Source organism: Paenibacillus sp. 1_12 (assembly GCF_900114475.1).
In the GTDB taxonomy this organism is placed as follows: Bacteria; Bacillota; Bacilli; order Paenibacillales; family NBRC-103111; genus Paenibacillus_S.
The window spans coordinates 49,610-71,732 of record NZ_FOTE01000024.1; the positions used below are offsets into that span (position 1 = coordinate 49,610).

Sequence of the window (22,123 nt, forward strand, 5' to 3'; positions counted from 1 at the left end):
CAAACTTTTTTGTTGCTACTTCATATTGGTCTGGACATAATTTCTTAAAATCTTCATGATCATCGTGACACCCTCTGCTCTTGTAATATCTTTTGAGCCTTTAAAAGTTCCGTCAGGATATCCTACTAATATACCATTTGTAACAAGTTTGTTTACAGCATTTACTGCCCAAGTAGAGATAATGGATTTGTCATCGAAGTTATTTTGAGCATTTGACTGATGCAGAACATTTGAGTAAGCATTAGACATCAAAACAGCTGCTTCCTCTCTTGTTAAATACCTAGTAGCTTTTGCATAATATAGGCCATTGTCTGATTCGCCAGCCATGATTCCATTCGCAAATGCAGAAGCTATATAGCTTTGTGACCAGACCGGGATCGAATCCCAATCTGTAAAATAAGCCTTTGCCTTAATCATTTCATCCTCAGTTGCAGAAGCTAATCCCAGATTCCTAACCAATATAGCTATGAATTCCATACGGCTGGTCGATTGGTCAGGCGCCATTGTAGTAGTGGAAACTCCATTTACTAACCCCAATTCAACAGCAGCAGCTAGATCGTTTTTTGCCCAGCTCTCTTGAACATCAACAAATTTTTGTAACGTTCGGTCTACTTCGCTTGGCGTCATAGGTTTTTCAAGAATTTGCTGTTGGTATTGTGTCAAAACGGGTGCTAAAGAAGTTGCCGTAGGGGTAGGAGGTGTTGTTGATGGAGTTGTGTTGTTGCTTCCCCCATTGCTACCACCATCACTACTGTTACCATTACTGCCAGCACTAGTGTTAACATTGCTATTACTATCTCTTCTTGGATTTACAGCAATTCTAGCTACTCTTGTATCTTTACTGTTATTTGTTCCGATCGAATCCATTGCAACACTATAATAGTAGGATATATCCGCAAAAACTGTAATTGGAGTATATGTGGAAAGGTTTGTTCCCACTTTCTCATCTACCGAAACATCTATAAGTCCAGTTGTATTTTTGTACCATTGGTACGATAGAGTGCCACCATTCGTAGAAGCTGATTCGACAAATAGATCCGTTGGGATTGCTCCTTGTGTGTAAGTTGCATCTTGTGGTTCGGCTGAGATCGTCGGCGGCGTTGGAACATTTACCGAAACGATGGCAACATTTGAAGCTGTTGTGTTTGTTTTCAAACCGGCTACACCACTGTTTGTATTGGTTACAACGCTGTAGTAGTAATATGTGCCTGTTTGATTAACGCTTGGCGTATAAGTTGAATTTGTTTCACCTGTTAAAATAGTACCACCGGTGTTTGAGTTTGCAGTATTGGCATACCACTGATAAGACAATTTGCCCCCATCAGTTGTATTGGCTAGTACTGTTAGTACGGCTACGTTACCCCCTAGCTTGTATGATGTATCTTGAGGTTGAGCTATGATACTTGGTTTCTCGGCATTTTTATTAATGGTTAAAACCAGCACATTTGATGTCGCTGTTGCCGTATTTGTTGGTAAGATAAGGTTGTTTGTCACTTTGCTATAGTAATAATAAGTTCCGGCATTCGATGTATCTGGTACATACGATTTACTGTTTGTTCCCACTTGTTTATCAGTATCAGAATTAGGAGTTGAAGATAACGCCTCATACCATTGATAAGACAATGTTCCCCCATCGATTACATTGGCTGTTACCATTAATGGTTTGCTCGTCAAATCATCGAATTGGTTAACCGTACGAGTAGAAGGGGATACACTTACAGTAGGAGTTGATGCAAGTCCCACTACTTGAATTTTAGCTAAACTGGATTCTGTGCTTGTTAAATTGTATGGCGATAGGGTATTCGTCACCACAACATAGTAGTAGTAGATACCTGAAGTTCTGGTATCCGGTGTGATCTCTGCTGAAGTAGCAAGAAGTGTATCTTTTACAATATCAACAGTACCGGTTGTGTTTTTATACCATTGGTAAGACAAATTACCACTATCGGTTGGATGATTTACTACAATCGTCAAATTTGCAGGATCAGCATTTAAGCTATAAATTGCCCCCTGTGGCTGTGTTGTAATCGTTGGAGCCTGTGCAGGATTGGGTCCGGTCAGAGAGATCGGCTCTACTGGTACAAAGCTTGGTGTAATGGTTGTTGCATTTGAAGGCATTGTAAATGTTGTACTTGGGGATATGCTATCTGCAAATGTTCCGTCATTGGATGAGCTCCAACCCGAAAACGCATATCCTGGCGCCGGTATAGCAACCAGATTTACGATATCATCAATCTTGTAATTACCGGCTATACGGTTAGAAACAGAACCTCCGGTAGCTTGAGTGATGGTGAGCGCTTTTGATCCATCGACTACAACCACATTTACAGTGGCAACATAACTACCGTCGTAAGTGGTAGCCGTGATTTGAGTGGTTCCGACTCCTTGTGCCGTTATATTTCCGCTATCATCTACATCCGCTACATCCACATTGACTGCTTTCCATTTAACCGCCGGAATTGTTGCATTAGCAGGTGTAACAACTGCTTGTAGCGTAGCGTTGTTATGACTTGAATCGTTAATATTAAGCGTTAAAGTGCCCGATGTTGGACCCGATCCTACAAAATCGGAACTTGCAGATGTGACCGATACACCGGTCACATATACATGACTGAGAGTTTGTATGGGATCTGCCGTATTCGGTGTAGGAATTACATCCGGATAAAAGGTTACAACATCCTGCGTTTCCTGATTTAAATTCGACTCTGTTGTTGAAATCGTAAAATAATAAGATTTAGCGTTGCTGCTTCCAAAACGAACATTTTTTAAATCAAATGTGTAATTATAGGAAGCGTCAGCTGTATGGCCAACCGTGCCCAGATTTTTAGTATCTAACACTTTTCCTGTAGGACTATCTTCAGTTACTGTAAGCGTAACATGAGCCGGTGTTTTGGAATAATTGGAAACCCTTGCTATCACATCGACCAAATTGTTGTTTTTGTACATAGTTAATGCGAGTCCTACATCAGGTACTCCAAGAGTGATCGTTTGCGCGTTGTCCGAAAGTTCAGTTTCGCCGGTTTGAGTTGCTGTTACGGTAATGGTTGCCTGACCCGTTATGGACGAAATATCCAGTGTGTCGTCAAATGTGCTGGTCGCACCCGGTGCAATATTACAAGTTACCTCTTTGTTAATAAGGGTTTTACTGCCATTGGTCGCAGTTAAGCGGAAACTGGTCAAAACATTCTCCCCATTGTTGGTTATGGTATACCTAACAGGCAGTGAATTAGCGGTTGCATAAACATTTGTAAAGACATTCGCATACAAATAGTCCATGGAGATGTTTTTTATAGGTGGAATATTTGCAAATCCAATCGAATTTGTGGTTGTGTCCGAAGCATCATCATATTGACTCAGATTCGCCACAAAATTCCAAGTGCCATCGTCCATAAGCGCGACATCCATGAACCGAATAGCATTAGAGCCCGTACTCGTATACAGCTTTATAGGGTTACTTGCTGTACCGTCAGCGTTGATTATGGACTCATATACGGTTGTTGTTTTGTCGCTGTTTGCTCTCATCCAAACAATCGCCGTTTTGCTGGCATTGGAAACAAGCCTATACGATGAGTTAAATGCGTTGTTTGCTCCCGGCTGCAGTGTTGTCAGATTTCCTCTTGCTACATCGTATCTGTAAACGTAATTGTCGGAAGACCAGTAAACAGCACCGTTGTAAAATTTAACATCTGAAGCGATATCACCCGCGTTGGAAATCGCACTTGCATGGCCGTCTTGAATCAGATAAATATTTGGAGTGCCTTCAGGCGCTTGTGTCGAATAGGCAACGTCCAGGTGACCATCCACATATCCCGCCGCTATATCTGTAATATAGTCCTTGGTTGTATATACAGAAGCAGCCACAGACCATGTGTCATTTTGTTGCGTTCTCTTGAATATGTTGTAGCTGCCAGATGCACCAGTAGCATCATTGGCATCGTTGTTAACCCAAACAACAACTACGTTTCCTTTACTATCTGAAGTTAGCGTTGGATACATATCCAAAAGACTATTATTTGTTAAAAACTGTTGATTTTCAAATACACCGGTTGTTTTGTTAAATTGAGCAAAAGCAATTTCGCTATTTTGTACGGATTGTGTTAAAAGCGCATTGGGATCCGTTCCGGTTGCCCGAAATCTGGATTTTTGCCAAGTTACATATAATTCGCCATTGATAACAGACGCTTTTGCAAAGAAATCGGATGTTTGACCTTGCCATACAGGGCGTGGTTCACTCCAAGTACCGTTATCATAAATCGAATAGTTCAACACAACGTTATTACCGGTCGTTTTTGTGGCATCGTCTGCTTGGAACAGCATGACAAGTTTGTTGTCCAGTTTAACGATTTGCGAAGTGGTAGACGGCATAACAGAGCTTTGCAATGTTTGCATCGGATCAGATGAGCCTCTCAACAAGGAAGGTACGGCTTTTCCACCGCCGTTCCAGGCACTGGTTTTCTTGGTGTAATCCCGAGACATCAGCGATAATTCTTTGGCAATGTCAGGGTCTTGTGATCCCGGAGCCATCAAAAGACTTCTCGCAGCGGGTCCATTATTCCACAGTGTTGCTCTGTAATTGGCAAAGCTCCATTTCCAATCGAAAAAGAATAGCAAATACAAATGAACATAGGCTTCTGCGTTAAACACACCATTGTTCGAGAGATTGGAGTTGACGGTAATCACCAAACTGGCATCTCCGCCAACGCCAACGCTGGCCAGACCTTTAACCCCAGCTCCGCCTTCTGCATCAAGACTAAATGTAATACCCAAAGTACCGTTGTATATTCTTTTCTCCGCAATGTCATCGTATGTTGTACCTATTGCGGTATTCAGGTGTAGACCCGCTGTTATGGAGAAATAGCAGGGAACAGGACCTACGCCAAAAACAAAGGTTTTATTCGCTACAGCATTAACGTCTACGATGATACCACCGCTGCTAGACAATTGTTTTCCAAATACATCGTATTTGACTTCAAAATATCCGAACGTAGTAGCCGTAGTTTTGAAAGATTTTTGTGTTTCAAAAGCTCCTTTGCTTAGAACATATTTATCCTTATATTTTTGATTTACCCATGCTGAACCTGCCTTGCTTGATTTAGCTAAAGCAAAATCTTGTTTAAGCTGCTGCCATGCAGACGGCATGCCTGGAGGAGGACTCTTTTCTAACAAATCGGTTATAGAAAGTCCTATCACTCCTCTGTATGTCACATCTCCATTTGGATCTATCTCCTTCACGGATTGTACAGATACAGGTCCTGCAGAAACGTCAAAGTTAGGAGGATAGAACTTGGATGACTTTCCGGACGAACTTCCGCTGGCAGGCGGAGCAGGTGCAAACCTGCGTTGTTTTTCTAAAGATGAGGTGTAGGGACGGATAAAAACTTTGATGTTAAGCAAAATCGGTGTAGACTCTGTGCCATCACTTGATACAAGTTTTAAATATACCGGCTCTCCTCCGGTTAAAGTTGAATTAAGCGTTGAAGGCGCAAAATTAAAGTTGCCATCATTGCTAACGATTCGTTTTCCTGATGTGCGCGGGTTAGCAGATGCATCGCCTTGCTGATATAAAACATAAGCCCCCGTACTTGCAGGAGTACGGCTTTGCCAATTTGCGCGTACGGTAAGCTTGAGCATATCACTTCCGGGATAACTATAATTTGCTACCACACTTCTTAGATCCTGGTATTTCACCATATCATCAGCCATTTTAACATAGGGTTTGCCATCACCGGCATCCGTAGTTAAAAAGAATACACTTTGACCGGAGATCAATACATTGGTATGCTGCTCAAGTTTCCGATATCCGGAACTGGTTATAGCAATATCTTTAATACCAAAACCTTTGTCCCCATAATATTTGAGTACATTGCTGCCATTTAAGTTATACGTATTGCCTTCAAACTGAATAGAGGCGTTTGTTAGTATATTGCCGGTAGTTGCGTCTTTTACAATCATATTCGTGGCTAATTTGTCCAATAATTGGCTGCTAATGCTGCTAATTGATGAATACTTCACCGTAAACGGATCAAAAGCAGCGCCAGGAAGATTGATACTATCACTGATTGTAGCCGTATAGGCTTTATTTTCTGTTAGAGGAGAGGTTGACACTACATAGGTAAAGCCGTTATCCGTAGTTTGAACATCGGTTACACTGGCGCTATTATCCAATTTAATACTTGATGCGCTAAGTCCCGTTACCCGTGCACTAAGTTTTACGACAAAAAAGCTTTGTGTAACACCTTGAAGCGTTGCAGGTATATGAACCGGAGGTCCGCTTGAAATTTTGCGAATAACGTTATTATTAGTATCTGCTATGTATACATTCCCAGCGCTGTCAACAGCCACACCATAAGGAGAATAGAGCTCTGCCGTTGCTGGAGGTCCGTAATCGCCACTGTAACCAGGCGTACCCGTTCCGGTAATGGTGGAAATGTTTCCGCCACTTATTTTGCGTATACGGGAGGATTTATTAAATGCTTCTGCAGTATAGATATCACCGGAACTGACAATAGCTAGATCATCAGTCCAAACCCATTGTTTTCCTAATGCAGGTCCATCGGGATTACGTTTGGCATCCAAAGCTGTTTGCTCTTGTTGGATGTTTCCAGCAATTGTGGAAACATATCCGTTGCTTAATTTGCGTAAACAGCCTTTTCTTCCATCCCCTATATATACACTACCGGCACTGTCAACACCTACAGAAACAGGCCCAAGGAACCCTGCTTTAGTTAGCGCATCTATTGGCCCTCTATCATCACAATCTCCATTATTGTAATTTGCGTAGTCACCCGTTCCGGCAATGGTGGAAATTTTTCCGGCACTTACTTTGCGTATACGGTTGTTTTCGGTATCCGCTATATATATATTACTGGCACTGTCAACAGCAAGACCACTAGGTAAGTTAAGTTGTGCCGATATTGCAGGTCCATTATCGCCGCTAAATCCTGCTGTACCCGTTCCGGCAATGGTGGCTATATTTCCGTTTTTATCTACTTTGCGTATACGGTTGTTGCCACGATCTGCAAAATATACAATACCAGCACTGTCAACGGCAATACCATAAGGTCCATTGAGCTGTGCCGATGTTGCAAGTCCGTTATCGCCGCTGTATCCTGCTGTTCCCGTTCCGGCAAAGGTTGAAATGTTACCGTTTTTATCTATTTTGCGTATACTGGCACTTTCTGTTATGTATACACTACCTGCACTGTCAACAGCTAAACGACGAGGTTTATCAAGCTGCGCCAATGTTGCAAGGCCGCCGTCGCCGCTATATCCTGCTATACCCGTTCCGGCAAAGGTTGAAATGAAGGGTAGATTTGCAGCAAGTGGTTGAATCGAGAGGGCTCTATAGGTATTTGCACTGACATCGCTATTGGTTGTTGCACTGACCACTAGATTAGGACCCTTCAATTGGGGCGCATTCGAATCATTGACGCTAAATAGCTGAGTGGTATTTTCAGTCTGTTGTGCTAAGATCTCATTGATTGAAGCAACAACAGATTGAGTAGGATCGTCGTTGCTAAAACCCACAGCTAAAACTGGTTCAGCTATAAGCGTAGTTAATATTGTTATAGTAGTAATAAGACTTAAAATTCGTTTATAAAACATATTAACCTCCATCACACTTTAATAGTCTTCATACCGATTGGAATCGGAATAGATATTAGTAAAATCAAGTAACACCAGAGATGTAGCTTATCCTACCGGATGCAAACATCAGACTCCGCGATTTTCCATTGAACGCATTCTCTTTCCTCCCTCGTATCGTTCTATCCTGTTAAAATCCATTCTTGCTTCAAATAATCGAAGACGAATTCACTGACTAGTAAGATTCTACCAAACCGTTCTCTCAAATTTCTCACAAAACCGCGAACCCTGTCGAAACAACAAAAAAAGCAGAGAGAATATCGTCTCTCTGCTAGACATTTTTCATATGACTCTTCCCCGCATCATGCCAAATAAGACACAATCCGGCTTTTCATCTCCTGCGATGGCTCCATTCCCATTTCCAATCGAATGGCAGCTTCGTACTTCGCATAATGCTTGGCTATTTTCTCCTTGTTCACGAATCTCCAATAAAGGTCCAGCAGTATCTGATTCATTTCCTCATGCAGCGGATACAAAGATAGATAAGCTTCTAGCCTATACTCTGACTTTTTCCATTCTTCTCTGACTAGATCCAATTGAATCAAGCTGCGCGTAAGCACTGTATACTGTTTGCAAAATCCTTCCTCCAACGGTGCTTTCCATAAATAATCCTTGCCCTCCAGCAGCGGACCTTTGTAGAGTGACCATAACTGTTCCAATTTCGAAGTATCCTGCGATCGTTCCGCGAGGGAAAAGTCGTATCTCCCATATTCCAGCACATCATACAAATGATCTGCCGGTTCCAGCATATACCCCTCATGTGTTTTCTGAATGTCTATATCGATCTCTTGTTCTTTCAGAAGTTTCTTCAAGCGATAGATCGTGTTATGCAAATTATGCGATGCCCGATCCTCAATCATTTCCATCCATAGCACATCTGCTAAACGCCACTTGCTCAAATCTTGACCGGGATGACAGAGAAAAAAAGCGAATAATTCCTCCGTCTTGCGTGTTGGAAAGCGCACCAGCCCTCCTTCCCGATTTCGAACCTCGAATCCTCCAAAGCATCGAATAGAAGCTGCGCCGGTCTGCCGTTCATCAGGAGTTCGATGCAGCTTGATCAACCTGTTTGCGATCCGATCGATCGCGACTGGCATCACGGGCTTTAAGATGTAATCGAAGGCATACACCTTAAATGCTTCTAGCGCATAATGTTTAAAAGCCGTCGTGAAGATAATTTTCGTATGTTCGGACACTTCACAGATCTTTTCTGCTAGCTCTAGCCCGTTCATCCTTGGCATTTCCACATCGAGGAAAGCGACATCTGGCTGAAGCTCCGTTAGGCAGGATAACGCTTCAAGTGAACTTGTAAAAGTGCCTATAATCGTAAAATGTCGGTTTTGACCAATGACATATTTCATTAAATTCAAAATGGGTGTTTCATCCTCAACAATGATCGCCGTATACAATCTCATCCCTCCTCCGTTTTATTCCTGTAGCTTTTTACGGGCAAATACATCGTTATTTGGGTTCCATGTCCCATTTCCGAGCTAATTGTCAACGATGTCCCGGGCAAAGCATCCAGACGTTTGCGTATATTATAAATTCCGATGCCGAAGTCCCTCCGCTCTCCCTGGGACAAGTGGTGCAGCCGATCGACCGGTATACCAATGCCATCATCTTCGACTACCACTCGGATGTAATCATCCACCTCGTTGATCGACAGTGTCACCTTGCCTTGCCCTTCCTTTTCGAACAAACCATGCCGGATCGCGTTCTCCACAAGCGGCTGAATGCATAACGAAGGAATTTCTACATACTCTATACCTTCATCGCAATAAAAGTCATACTCAAATCGTTCTCCGAAACGGGCTTTCTCGATCTCTACATACGCCTGGATCAACTCCATTTCCCTGTATAGTGGGACGAAAATCGTGGAACGATCCATATCCAGTATATAACGCAGATATTGACTGAGCATGGATAATAAATATGCCGCTTTTTCTCCATCCGTATAGCAGAACGAAATAACGCTACTCAAGGCGTTATAGAGAAAATGCGGTTTGATCTGCGCTTGATAGAATGCCTGCTCATGGCGGATCGCATCCTGGAGCGATGTTTTTACCGCGATCAAGGTATGGATTCTTGCAAGGAGAGTCTCTGCATCGAATGGCTTGGTCAAATAATCGTTGGCTCCAGCCCTGAAGCCAAGCGCAATGTCCTGTGGGGTATCCTTGACCGTTGCAAACAAAATGGGCAGGTCGATAATAGAATGGTTGCTTCGTAGTCGTTGGCACAGCTCGATGCCTGAGATGCCGGGCATCATGACATCCAGAATAACCAGATCAATTTGAGGATACGCTTCTATTTTGTCCAATGCTTCTTTGGCAGAGAATGCGGTGATGACATTGTACGGCTGCCGTTCCAAAATGTTCAACAATGTATGGATATTGGAAGCTTCATCATCGACGATCATCACCGTATTATCGTGCCCCTGCCAAATATCCAGTTTCTGATCGTTACTGTCATTTCGCTGCTGTTCTTCCAAGGTATGCGCAGTTTCACGGTTAGTCGGCGCTTGAACTGCTGCTGGCAACGTAAACGACATGCGCGTACCCTGACCGACCTCCGACCAATCGACCCAAATTTCTCCACCCATCTGCTCAACTAACTTTCGGCTAATGTATAAACCGACGCCCATACCTGTATACCCATCCTTCGGCAATGGCTCGTCGAGCTGCTCGTAATATTCAAAAATGACGGCGTGCTTATCCTTGGGAATCCCCGTTCCAGTATCCATCACAGAAATGGTTACGGTATTTAGTTCGACGCTCGACATCACTTTGATCGATCCTTTATCCGTATGCTTGATGGCATTGCTAATCAGATTGTACACAATTTGCCGCAACCGGTTTTCGTCAGCTTGCACCCAGACATCAGGACAGACTTGATTATCCAGCTTCACGGACTTGCCCAAAAGTTCAAAGCGCTGCACATCGAATACAATTTGCGCTACCACCTTGACATCTACAACTGTTGGGTGCAAGAGCAGCTCGCCATGCTTCAATCGCGAAACATCAAGCAAATCATGAATCAGCATAGATAGTTTAATAGACGTATCCTTGATCAGCCAAAGATTTTGCTTTTGCTTTGATGTTAAATGGTTCTCCTCGTCATCCAGCAGGTGAGATGCCAAATTCAAAATGCCATGTAGGGGAGTCTTGAGCTCGTGAGACGTGTGCAATAAAAACTCATCCTTGCGTTCATTGGCAACCGCCAACTGCTTCGTCAGTATCTCCGCCTTTTCATAAGCATTCGAGAATCGTATGGCGAGTAAAATATTCATGAAAATGATGAAACCAATTACCCCGATTTTCCCAGCCAGATCGGTTGGAACTGCATTCTCCGAATAAAGACTTCCGTCCACTAGAAAGATCATCAACGAAATGCTTCCCCCAATAAAAAGCATCAGTTCCTTCCGATCAGATGAACCGCCTTGGCTTCGGACGCACAAATATACCATTCTAGCGATAATGTAAAGGATAACGAAGAATAAGTATAGAAAAAAAACATATTTTATATTGATATGTATACGATAAGGAAGCGCAATAACCCCTGTAATATAAAGGGCTAGCGGAGCCAGTATCCACTTCATTGTCCGAACCGACATGAGGCGGGCTTCGACGGAACAAAAAAATAGGATAATTACCACTGCGCTAATAAATTCACTTAAATCCAGTAGCTTGTAGGCAATAAAAAAAGAAAGGTCTGGCAGCAATCTTTGTAAAAGTTTCTCGCCGTATAGCGCTTTTTCCAACATGAGCAAGAGCAGATACGTCCCGCTGAGCAAATATGTTTTCTCTCCACGTCCAAGGAGATAGAAGCAAAGATGATACGCTCCGAACATGCCCAAAAGAAATATAATTCCTAAATCAGCACCAAGCTGTATGCCATCCAGCTTCGTCATATCTCGATCCAATCCGAACGGTATCGAGTTAACGATACCTCCGGTGACAAATTCGTAATTAGACACTTGAATCACAATTTCGACTTCTTTGGCATCCGCGTGAAAAGACGCAATGTAAGGCGAATTGCCGGGCTTATTCGCCTCTTCAACAGTTGCAGGACGTCCACTCTCGCCTACAAGCTTGCCATTAATATACAAACGATTAGAAATACGGATGCTTTTTATTTTTAAACCTAAAACTTCATCCGTATCTTTGACTAACACTTTCAAACGGTAAGTTCCGTACCCTTTACGGTACATACCGCCACTTGCTGTTTTTCCTTTCCACGTGCCGGGGACTGATAAATACGAAACCTCCGCAAGCGTTCTATCTCGAAAATCCGTAGGCTCTAGCAATTCCCCTTCATAAAATTCCCACTGTCCATTTAGGCTAACCCATCCCTGTTTGTGCAAATCCCAATTCGACAAATCTAGCATACCCTTCTTCACTAGCGGCGCGTTCCAGCCCGGCATCGTTTGGGAATAAATACCTGCAAGTAGAATGATGAAGAATGAAAATATTAAACCAATACCGATGGCCTTACGGTAGTAACTCCTTTTCAATACTTAATCTCCTTCACTCGGATTTCAACACTACTTTGTCATTCTATCATTTTCTACTCACAAAAAACTCACAAGATTGACATCTTGTAAGGTAGACCTAACCCCACCCTTCCTTCGGTTTAATGAATAAAATTAGCTTTACTATTAAGGGGAGTTTAACTTTTTATGAGAAAACCGAAGAAATCCCGTACCATCAAGGTACGGGCCACCCAACATTTATGTTCTAATTCAACGATACCATATCGGAGTCCCTGCCATGCAAATTTATTTCCACGCCTTTTAAGCAGTTCTCCACCAAAAAGCATGCCGTTACATATGTTACGGTTCCCCGTATATTCTTCAGAGGAACTGGAAGACATCAATCGGGCGCTGGATGTGCTTCAATCCATAAAAATACCCCCTCTAAAAAACGAGGAGGCGATCACTAATATTGTTCATATAGCCCTTGAATGAGCGGCGAAGGCTTCAGGCCGAGTTCTTGAAGCAGCAATTGCGTATAGCGCTCATAATAGTGATCAAGGGACTGACGGTCTCCCATAGCCCCTAAGATATTCAGGAGCAGAAGGTTGGACTCTTCTTCGAATTCATTGCGGGATACCATTTTTCTCGCAATGTGCGCTGCTTCTCGATATCGCTGCTGAGCTAACAGCCAGCTTGCCAGACGCTTGGCAAAGGAATCGTACATAATCGCCAACCGCTCACGCTCCACAGTTACCCACCCAAAAGATTTATCCTCAAACAGCTCACCTGTAAACTGTTTCTCCAGATCTATTGCCATAGCTTCATTCGCTGAATTAATTTCGGATAATTCCTCTATCCCCTGCTCAAATTGAATAAAATCAACATCTGCTTGATCCAAGTCTAAACGATACTGTTCTTGTGATGAAATAACTATCGCCTTGAACCCATGCATCGTCAACGCTTTCCTAAGTTGATAAACCGCCGTATTGAGGTATGTCTCTGCATTTTTATGAGGCATATCCGGGAAAATATCCTCCAAAATTCGGATTTTGGCTGCATTTCGGCCTCGTTTAACGAGCAAGTAAGCGAGTAGCTCCATACTTTTTTTGGAAATCCATTTCACTGCACCCGCTTGCTTGCTGCTGGCCTCGAAGCAACCCATTCCACGAACCGTCAGCCGATTATGTGTGAGGCCGCCAACATCAGAAGAAGAAACGCTGCGTCTGCCAGACGCTCTAGTAATAGTCTCGGCTAGGCGCCTTCTGGAAATCGGCTTCACCATATAGTCGAGTGGATATACATCGTAGGCTTGAATCGCATATTCTGCATGAGAAGTTGTAAACACGATGTCAAGATCGGGGCGTAGCAAACGCAAGCTGTGGGCCAACTCTAATCCATCGTCCGCAGCAATCTGGATATCCAGGAATGCGAGATCCACCTCCCTTTCCCGTACAAATTCCAGCACCTCTACGGCATTCTGGAAGCTTCCAACAAGCTCCACGCCTTCCATTTTCGACAGCAGCCTCTTCATAGCCAACAACATTGCAGGCTCATCGTCAACTAGGAGAACCTTCATCACTTTGTTCCGCCTCTCATGGTGAAGTGAATTACACTTCCTTGCCCCGCTTGGCTTTCCACCCACATACTTCCACCGCTTAGTTGTACAAACTGTCGGCTTACGAGCAGCCCAAGTCCCGCTCCCTTCTCTCCCAAGGTGCCTGCTAATGAGTTGAGCTGCTTCTCATCAAACAGCTGACGAACCTGCTCCTCTTCCATCCCCACCCCATTATCGCGTACAGAAACAATAACCATTTCTCCCGACAACTGGGCATACACATGGACTGAACCACCCAATCCGGTAAATTTAATAGCGTTGGATAACAAATTACGGATAATTAATCCAATCGCTTCACGGTCAGCATAAACACGAGTGCCTAAGGCAATCGTATTATTCACACTTATATGTTTGTCCACACTTTTAATATGCATCATATGACGACAATCCTCCACAACCTCAAACAAATCCAATGACTGTGGACGAAGAGACATATCTTCCCGCTGGCTTCGAAACCACTCCAACAAATTATTTGCCATTCCGAGTGTATTCCGAATCTGGTCCCCTAGCTTTTCAACGATCTCCCGATGATCCGTATCGAAGCTGTCTCTATCTTCTTCTAGCAATTCGACTAGTTGAAACTGCAGCGCCAGTGGACTGCGAATATCATGCGACACGATCGTAAACAGTTGATCCTTCAACCTTCCCAGCTGTGCAATCTGCTCCAGATGCCGTTGCTTCTCCGTAATATCAAAGATAAGGGAAATGTTGCCCTGCCCCTGCTTACGCAGTGCATGCAACGGATATACGTTCACACTGTATACTTTCCTTTCTTCATTCAGCCAAGCGCTAATCTCTACACTGCCCTGTTGCATAGACTTGCACAACTGATGCCATTCCGGCCAAGTTGCCAAAAGCTCCGACATATTTCGACCGGAAATCGATGCAACTCCCATCTCTGAAAACCACTGGGAAGCCCGTTTATTGCTATCGATGATCTTTCCTGAAGCATTCGCAATCAAAATACTCTCCTGAAGTGTATCGAACACAATATTCCTGGCAAAAGGTACGATAGAGAAAAACTTGATCCGCAGTGTTATCACTAGCATTAACATACCTGTAAATCCGCAGTAAACCGACAACGGAAGCAGCCAAGACGACCATGCGGGATTCACTGATTTCACAATCTCAAGAATAAGCGGAAATGAGGCCAGAAACAGAACCCACATTCCCGGCTTACGAAAATCGTTACGGATATTCCGTACATACTGAAATAGAAAATAAATACATACAGCCACAATACTGTAACAAATTATAGAAAACGTGATTGAATACACGGTCCTCGTCGTTACTAAATGGTCGTTGTAGAGCTCAATCGTGCGATATGTCAAATGAAGTATGGGATCGAGCCACATAAGAAGGGACCAGAGTGAGAATAACACAAACAGCATGATCTCCCATCGTAGCTTTAATAACTTGTCGCGACCGATCAAATGCAGTACGAACATGATGGTGAAAGGTACTACAAAATTATTCGCCGTTTGATGAACATTTCGAAAAACCAGCTTCTCCATTAATAAATAACTGCTTTTCTCCAGAATGACAGCGCTCGAGTAAATAATCCGGCACATGATCAAGCCGATAAGATAGTTGACTCCTCGTTCTCTTCTAAACCCATATATAAAGAATAATATTATGCCTGTCATGATCACTGAAGCAATCATAAAAACAAGCTCTACGGTGGAATTCATGAGGTAGGCCCTTTTATTTTTGACGTAAAATAAAATTTGCTATATTTTCCTTTCTTTTAATATAGTAGTACATGAAAACATAGAGTGCAAGGTATAAAAGAGTCATTCCCTATAAGACGGAGATGTGCCACCGGCCTCCTTCAGATTCCACCTCATGGTGGACACTAAGCTAAGATTACTATCGTCTTCGTCATTCGTAAACTTAAGCCCTAGAGTCCGGGTCATAATAAACGCGCATGACATTGCCCTTTGAGGATGCTGCTTCATACACAATCCCTCCGACCCTATACGTTTCGCCAAAATCACGTAATTCCACCGTTTTACCATTCGCCTCGACCATCACTTTAAACTCAATAAGCAAGACTCGGGAATCGAGTAGAACTGTTTCAACAATAATATGTTGGATGATCGCGGAATGGCCCGTCTTTTACTTACTATATTGATGCCCTTCGTGCAAAATCCGGGTTGCTTTCATCGCCCTACATTGACTGTTTGAGTTTATATCTATGGTGGAGCCTAGGGGGATCGAACCCCTAAGCGCATCGCTGCCAGCGATACGCTCTTCCACTTGGGTTGGTTTCACTACCCCAACCGTACCGCGCGTACTTACCCGGATTACCAACTCGATAAGATTGACATAAAGGCACCTGCGATCTGCAGGTGCCCCAGTTAGTAGACATGCCTTCCAACGCTAATTTCGGGATAACCTCCAGTACTTCGTCCACAAGCACCGGATCGAGTGCCAAAGTCGGTTCGTCAAAACATCATCTTACTCATTGATCAGGTTTGCTGTTTGCAGCATTCTTCTCAGAATAGCAGCAGATTGTGCACGAGTAACGTTATCATTTGGAGAAAGTTTTCCCTCAGCACCTTGTAATATATTGTTTTTCACTGCAACTGCAAGATCATTTTTGGCCCAAGCTGGAACCATCGGTCCATCTGTAAAAAACTCTAATTGCCTAGTTATTTCCTCTGCGGCCAATCCATTATTCAGCTTGGAAATTGTCAATGCACGTGCAACGATAGCCGCTGCTTCTCTTCTTGTAATCATCTGGTTCGGGTGGAAGGTTCCGTCCTCGTAGCCGCTGATTAATTTGTAAGAAACTCCTGTGGTGACCACACCGGCATACCAGTCGGATGCTTGAACATCTTTTGGCATTTCGGATCCCACATCCGCCTTCAAGCCAAGTGCTCTAACCATAATAGCTATAAACTCTGCACGAGTGATCGCTACGTCGGGTTGGAATACTTGATCTGTTACTCCTTGGACAACTTGCCTGGATGCCATATCTACAACATCTTGCTTGCTCCAGTGAGTTTCAACATCAGCAAATGTTTTTGGACTTAATACGACTGCATAGCTGCTGTTCGTTAAGCTATTGATAATTGCAGTCATTTTGCCATCTATTGTTAATATCTTAGTAGGCACATGAGTTAGCGTACCGTCTGCATTCCATACCACACCCGTAGTTACTTGAGAAGTATTAGTTCCCACTGGAAGAATGATTTGGCGCCCAACGTAGCTTTTGAATTGGTTAGCATTTACCGTTTTCCCTCCCCATGTAGCTGCAACCTCAAAAGTAATAGGCGCACCTACAAGAGTGATCTTTCCATCTATAGTCGATTGGTTGATGAGTGCAGCAGTCGTCGGCACTGCCAAGCCAATTTTGATGCTGATCTGAATGTCTTCAAGCTTCACATCACTGCCTAGCTGTGCTGAAATATTATCGATATTAATTTCCGAAGCAGGAAGTATAAGGGTTCCACGATCTGATTTAACTTCAATCGAAGTAGCCTTACCTTCCATTACTTTCACTAGCTTGCCATTTAATACATCAACTACTACATCCGAGTTGCCTGGAACATAAATGGTTAATACCTTTTTAGATTCTTGTTCTAGCTTGGCAATCACTTTATCGTTATCTACAGTAGCAATCGTGAAAGTTTGATCACCGATCGTATCATTCATTGCTGTTGCTGATTGCTCCTGTACAACACCATCTAAAAGAACTTGCACATCCGGTTGTATAGACGTTACCGAACCGCCACCGCCACCACCACCATCAGATGGTTGATTAGCACGCTTAAAAGGAACTAAGGTTATCGACACCGTAGCAGGATTAGAATCGACCATGCCATCATTCACTATGAATGTAAAGTTGTCACTGCCTATAGCTCCTGCTATCGGGGTGTATACAAAAGAATTTCCGCCATATACAGCACCGTATACAGATATTGAAACTGTCCCTTTATTGGGTGGAGAAGCTATCCGATAGGTTAATGCATCTGAATCTGCATCTGTTGCACTCAAATTGCCTGTCAATGCTGTGTTATTCATCACGCTATATTCTGCCGCTGTAGCTATAGGTGCTTCATTAGGATATAATTTGCCGGCGACTGCAAAGATAGCCGATCTTCCCTTCGCAGAAGTTTTCTTAAATGTTAGGCTCTTTACATTTTTACCTTTATCGGCCTTTGGAACTATAACTAGCCTATCGTATAATCTTGGATTACTGCTACTGGCTTTTATTTGATTATCACTTCTTGAAACTCTCCCAATTCCCACGATCGCCGCAATGTCTCCACTAAACCAATCGGGAACACCGATACTGCTGACTTCGTAAGAAGTCCCATCTTCGAAATTTAAAGTAACACCAAGTTCAGAGGAACCTTCAGAACTCGTAGTCAAGATGGACAGACTATCATAACCACCAGACGGGGTTTCAAGTGTTAATGTTCCTATTTCATTTTGATTAACTAACAGCAGGGCATTATTTCCATTATAATTTGCTAACGTATATGTAACTCCAGAACTTTCACTAGTAATAATACCATCTGAAGGAAGACCGTAACCATAGATGGGATCAAAATCTTTAGAGTACATCACATACCCACTGCTATCAAAAGCAGCAGTCGTAGAAGTCTTTGCCAACCCTGCCCCATTAGCAATCAGATCCTGGTTAAAGCCAGTCACAGTAAGTCCATGGAAAGTTTCATCTGCGTGAACAATATTAGCAAGTGGTACAGTTGCCAATAAAGCCGTTGTCAAAAAAAGAGCCCCGCTTAGAAAAAGAGTCACCGTACGTTTTAACATGTTTGAATACATGGTTGCAATTCTTCCTCTCCATTTTTCAAAATTTTACTCTTGCCAGTTCATAACTCATTCGACATGCAGGACGTCTTTAGGCCAATCTATGACGAAACTTTCGCCAAGCAAAATGACATCAATCAATTATTTGACCAATTAACAAATCTCGACACTTCCTTCCTTTAATTTGTATTATTTTTGTAAGTATAGCAGGACCCTATGAAAGAATTCTGAAAGAATTAACTTTAAACAAGACAGGATCTGGAGTTCACCAGGGAAGGCAGGCAAATATGGAAGCTTGTTCCTTGAGAGATGTATGAATCTTTACAGTGAAAGACTAAAAAGGAGCTGCAACGACAGCTCCTTGGTACGTGTTTTAGAGGTTGCTTTTCTTGAAATATCAGAATGTTCAGCTCCGCTAATAACTTAAAAATTCTGATATAATAGTAGAGTAAGACGAGGGATTCTCCCCCGTACTTCTCATCAAACCGTGCATTCGGATTTCCCGCACACGGCGTTCCTTCGTCAGTTCTTCATCTTCAGGAGTAAGTTATCTTCATCCGTCGCCGAATTGCCTATTTCACAACTGAATTAGAAACGTGTGGTTCGATTTAGTTTTCTCACGAAGCCTTCAAGGTTAAGGAAAAACGCCTTGGTCCTACCTTTAGGCTCTTCCAATCCACCAGGTACCCGCTGTTGTGCTTTTAGTGGGTGGTGGTTTCCGGTGGCTGGCTCCATCTCTATATCTTAATTTTTTAGATAAATGAATTGTTATTGCTAGAATAACGTTGATCAAAACCTTGCCTAAAGCAGATTTATCGATTTCGGAAATGGCCTGCTTCGCCACTTGTCACTCATGTACATAGGATGCAGAAGCGCTCAGTCCAGCCAGTTCGTGTACGTACTATCTGGCGTACTTGTTTTATCATTATTCCCACGCATAACACACATACTCGCTTTCCCAGCCATATAAGAGGTGTACTTACCAGCCGGATGTCGATACCCTTCACGATGCATCCAAGCGTGATGGAGCGAGCCTGCGATAAATACTGTACTACCATGAAAGAACAGATTAACTTTCACACTCTGTGGTGTAGAGCAAGAGATGCATGGATGAACGGGCAGATTAGTTGAAGATCAATCGAGGTGAACCATACCATAAATGACGGCTAATTTTTTTGGCGGCCGCAGGGCTTCTCGCGCAGGGTGTCCGCCAGCAGGCCTTTGAGTGAGGTCAGGTCGTAGAATCATTCATTCTGTATACCTCCAAATTTAAATTTCTGGTAGAGAAGGGCGAAGTGCTCGAAGATGCTTTCGCCCTTCCTCAAATGAATCAACTCCTCTAAGGAAGTCTTCCTTGTTATCAATGTTTATACGTTCAAATGTAAATATTGTATCGTTTGAAATTGGTCTGTAAGCAGGAACGAGAGAGATTAATTCTTGTAATTTTGATTCAATTAAAGTCGTCTTAACCTTCGAAATAAAAAAATAAAACCCCCTTATTATCAAGGAGTTTTGGCGTTTTAAGTATGGTGGGCCTTAGCGGGATCGAACCGCTGAGCGCTTCGCTGCCAGCGAAGCACTCTACCGCATGAATCGGTTTCACTACCAACAACATGGACAAACCCGCCTGAATAGATTTTTATCTACTCAAGCGGGTTTTGAACTATTATATCCTTTATCTGTAAATCGTTGTTCATTGTCTGTATCGAGTTAATAAAGCGAATTCAAGACCCACCCGCTTGCCTGTGTCGGCATAGCCATTTGCATCGATGACTGGTACATCGCGAATTGCTGCACCTGGCGAGCCTTCGAGTTCAGCAAGCTGCTTGCCGGGACTTCATTGTATCTTTCCGCTGCTGATGATAGACGGTCAGCTAGGCCATAGTTGCCGCTAATCGCTTTCGTTGTTTGTTCGAAATTTGAGGTTAAGCTCTTCTTAAGCTGCTCTTCATCCAGCTTGAGAGTACCATCGCCGTTACGGTGAATGCCGATTCGCTCATAGGTAGATGAGCTGAATAACGATTCAATGTTTTTACGGACTGATGAATTCATAACTCCACCGGCTTCTTTCAACCGATTATGCATCGTATTGTAACTCAACACCAGATCTTTAACCTGCGCGATGACTTTGTCTTCGTCCGGTTTGATTTGAATTTTCACAGCTTCCATCGATGGGGCCATTAGTGTCGCCGTAGCTTTGCCCTTCTCCAGATCAATCGTGTTCGACTGCGAAGTTTGAGTTGCACCGCCGTTCACGCTGTAGGACGCATTGGACGCTAGTTTCGTAGCATTCTGAACGCCAGTTGCCATCATCGCGTTACCGGTAATATCTTCAGCCTCGAACGCCTGATCTGTTCCTGTCTTGTCGCTGCTTAACTCAAGCTTCTTATTGCCTGTTTTATCATCCGTTACAATACTGGCGGTTACGCCCGTCTTCGCTGCATTGACCGCATCTTTCAGCTTGGTCAGCGCTTGATCGTTCGTATCGTTATCGGAGATAAAAGCTGATATCTTCGTAGTCTTGCCGCCTATCGTAATGTTGAACTGATTGGTGCCTTTGCTTACAACGGACGGGTCTGCTTTAGACAAAAATGTTCCATTGTTCGTTTGGGAAGTCGCGATCGCATTCACTTTAACTTCATAAGTTTTGCTCGCAGCTCCGGCCGATGCAGTTGCAGTAACCTTCTTGCTGTCCGATGATTCCGCCGTCCTTGCTTGGAAAGATGAATTATCCTTCTGCATTAATTTTTGCGCCGATGCTTGCATATCCTGCGCAGATTTCAAAAAATTAATAATCCCGGTTGCTGCTGTCTTGATATATTGCTCATAAGGCTTGCTCCTCGAAACGAACTTTGAGAATAAAGATGGGTTCGCACCCAGACTATTGGAAGATTGGGAACTCAAAGACGTCGTTCTGCTAATCGGATTCATCAAGTTATACGAGTTAATCGATATCGTCATCCGTTTACCCCTCCATACTGTCGCACAATATATAATGTTAATTTCTGCTTCAACATAAATTTGCTATGGTTTCATCATCATAATTTACGGGGGGCGTATCCATCTGACCTCAGTGAGGCATACTTGCTCGATCGCACGAACTCGCGATGGGCTTCCTGAATCGCGTTCGAGCGCATCAGCAGCTCCTCGGAACCACCATGCTTCAGTTGCCCGGCAATCTGCATCAGCTTGAACGTGTTGTAATAGTTCGCATCCGCTTTGCTACGGCTATGCTGTAGTGCGTCCTCATACGCTTGGCGTTCCATCGAGAGGCTCATTGCTTGATCATGTAGATTGGGATCATGTTGCTGTAAGTAGTCCATTTCGTCGGTGCGTAACTTCTTGCCCAGCATGAGCATATTTCGAATAGATGCTAAACTCGACTGATCCTTCGTCGCGCGTGCGTCCTTGCATTGCTGCATCGCTTTGAAATAATCACTGACCGGCTGCACGGATTTTACATTCACGCCATTCCCCCCTAATTACAAATATCGTCACATGCAACGATGCCTTGGTCCAAGTATCTGGTTGTATATACCATCTCCCATGACAGCTAGCTTTTCTTCGTCAAAAACCTACAAATATTACTTCTAATTTATCATGGTAGATTG

At 43.3% G+C, this 22,123-nt stretch carries 8 protein-coding genes and 1 pseudogene; all 9 read right to left on the reverse strand.

The window, feature by feature from the left end; genetic code table 11:
- Positions 1-15: 15 nt before the first annotated feature.
- A complete protein-coding gene (locus BM210_RS29795; protein ID WP_177238082.1) occupies positions 16-7,605 on the reverse strand; it encodes an NHL domain-containing protein in 7,590 nt (2,529 codons plus the stop codon).
- A gap of 341 nt (positions 7,606-7,946) precedes the next feature.
- Positions 7,947-9,059 (reverse strand): response regulator, encoded by a 1,113-nt coding sequence (locus tag BM210_RS29800; RefSeq protein WP_256224145.1) that lies wholly within the window; start codon positions 9,057-9,059, stop codon positions 7,947-7,949.
- The gene (locus tag BM210_RS29805) at positions 9,056-12,154 is read right to left on the reverse strand and encodes an ATP-binding protein (protein ID WP_143101124.1); all 3,099 of its coding nucleotides are present in this window, start codon (positions 12,152-12,154) and stop codon (positions 9,056-9,058) included. Before BM210_RS29805 ends, BM210_RS29800 begins: the two co-directional genes overlap by 4 nt.
- A 424-nt stretch (positions 12,155-12,578) precedes the next feature.
- A complete protein-coding gene (locus BM210_RS29810; RefSeq protein WP_091176182.1) occupies positions 12,579-13,691 on the reverse strand; it encodes a response regulator in 1,113 nt (370 codons plus the stop codon).
- Positions 13,691-15,421 carry a sensor histidine kinase gene (locus BM210_RS29815; RefSeq protein WP_091176184.1) on the reverse strand — a complete coding sequence of 577 codons (1,731 nt, stop codon included), beginning with the start codon at positions 15,419-15,421 and terminating at the stop codon, positions 13,691-13,693. Before BM210_RS29815 ends, BM210_RS29810 begins: the two co-directional genes overlap by 1 nt.
- Positions 15,422-16,095: 674 nt before the next feature.
- A pseudogene (locus BM210_RS35460) lies at positions 16,096-16,182 on the reverse strand (polar amino acid ABC transporter ATP-binding protein); the annotation flags it as partial.
- Between the two features lie 8 nt (positions 16,183-16,190).
- Positions 16,191-18,527 (reverse strand): S-layer homology domain-containing protein, encoded by a 2,337-nt coding sequence (locus tag BM210_RS29820; protein WP_091176186.1) that lies wholly within the window; start codon positions 18,525-18,527, stop codon positions 16,191-16,193.
- Between the two features lie 1,695 nt (positions 18,528-20,222).
- Positions 20,223-21,473, reverse strand: coding sequence for a flagellar filament capping protein FliD (gene fliD / locus BM210_RS29825; RefSeq protein ID WP_091176187.1), 1,251 nt, complete (start codon positions 21,471-21,473; stop codon positions 20,223-20,225).
- Positions 21,474-21,550: 77 nt separating this feature from the next.
- Positions 21,551-21,979 (reverse strand): hypothetical protein, encoded by a 429-nt coding sequence (locus BM210_RS29830; protein WP_091176189.1) that lies wholly within the window; start codon positions 21,977-21,979, stop codon positions 21,551-21,553.
- Between the last annotated feature and the right edge of the window lie 144 nt (positions 21,980-22,123).

What these genes read in the sequence shown, in the direction of transcription:
- BM210_RS29795 (WP_177238082.1), bottom strand. Translation starts at nt 7,605, where the DNA reads ATGTTTTATAAACGAATTTTAAGTCTTATTACTACTATAACAATATTA.
- BM210_RS29800 (WP_256224145.1), bottom strand. Translation starts at nt 9,059, where the DNA reads ATGAGATTGTATACGGCGATCATTGTTGAGGATGAAACACCCATTTTG.
- BM210_RS29810 (WP_091176182.1), bottom strand. Translation starts at nt 13,691, where the DNA reads ATGAAGGTTCTCCTAGTTGACGATGAGCCTGCAATGTTGTTGGCTATG.
- BM210_RS29815 (WP_091176184.1), bottom strand. Translation starts at nt 15,421, where the DNA reads ATGAATTCCACCGTAGAGCTTGTTTTTATGATTGCTTCAGTGATCATG.
- BM210_RS29820 (WP_091176186.1), bottom strand. Translation starts at nt 18,527, where the DNA reads ATGTATTCAAACATGTTAAAACGTACGGTGACTCTTTTTCTAAGCGGG.
- fliD (WP_091176187.1), bottom strand. Translation starts at nt 21,473, where the DNA reads ATGACGATATCGATTAACTCGTATAACTTGATGAATCCGATTAGCAGA.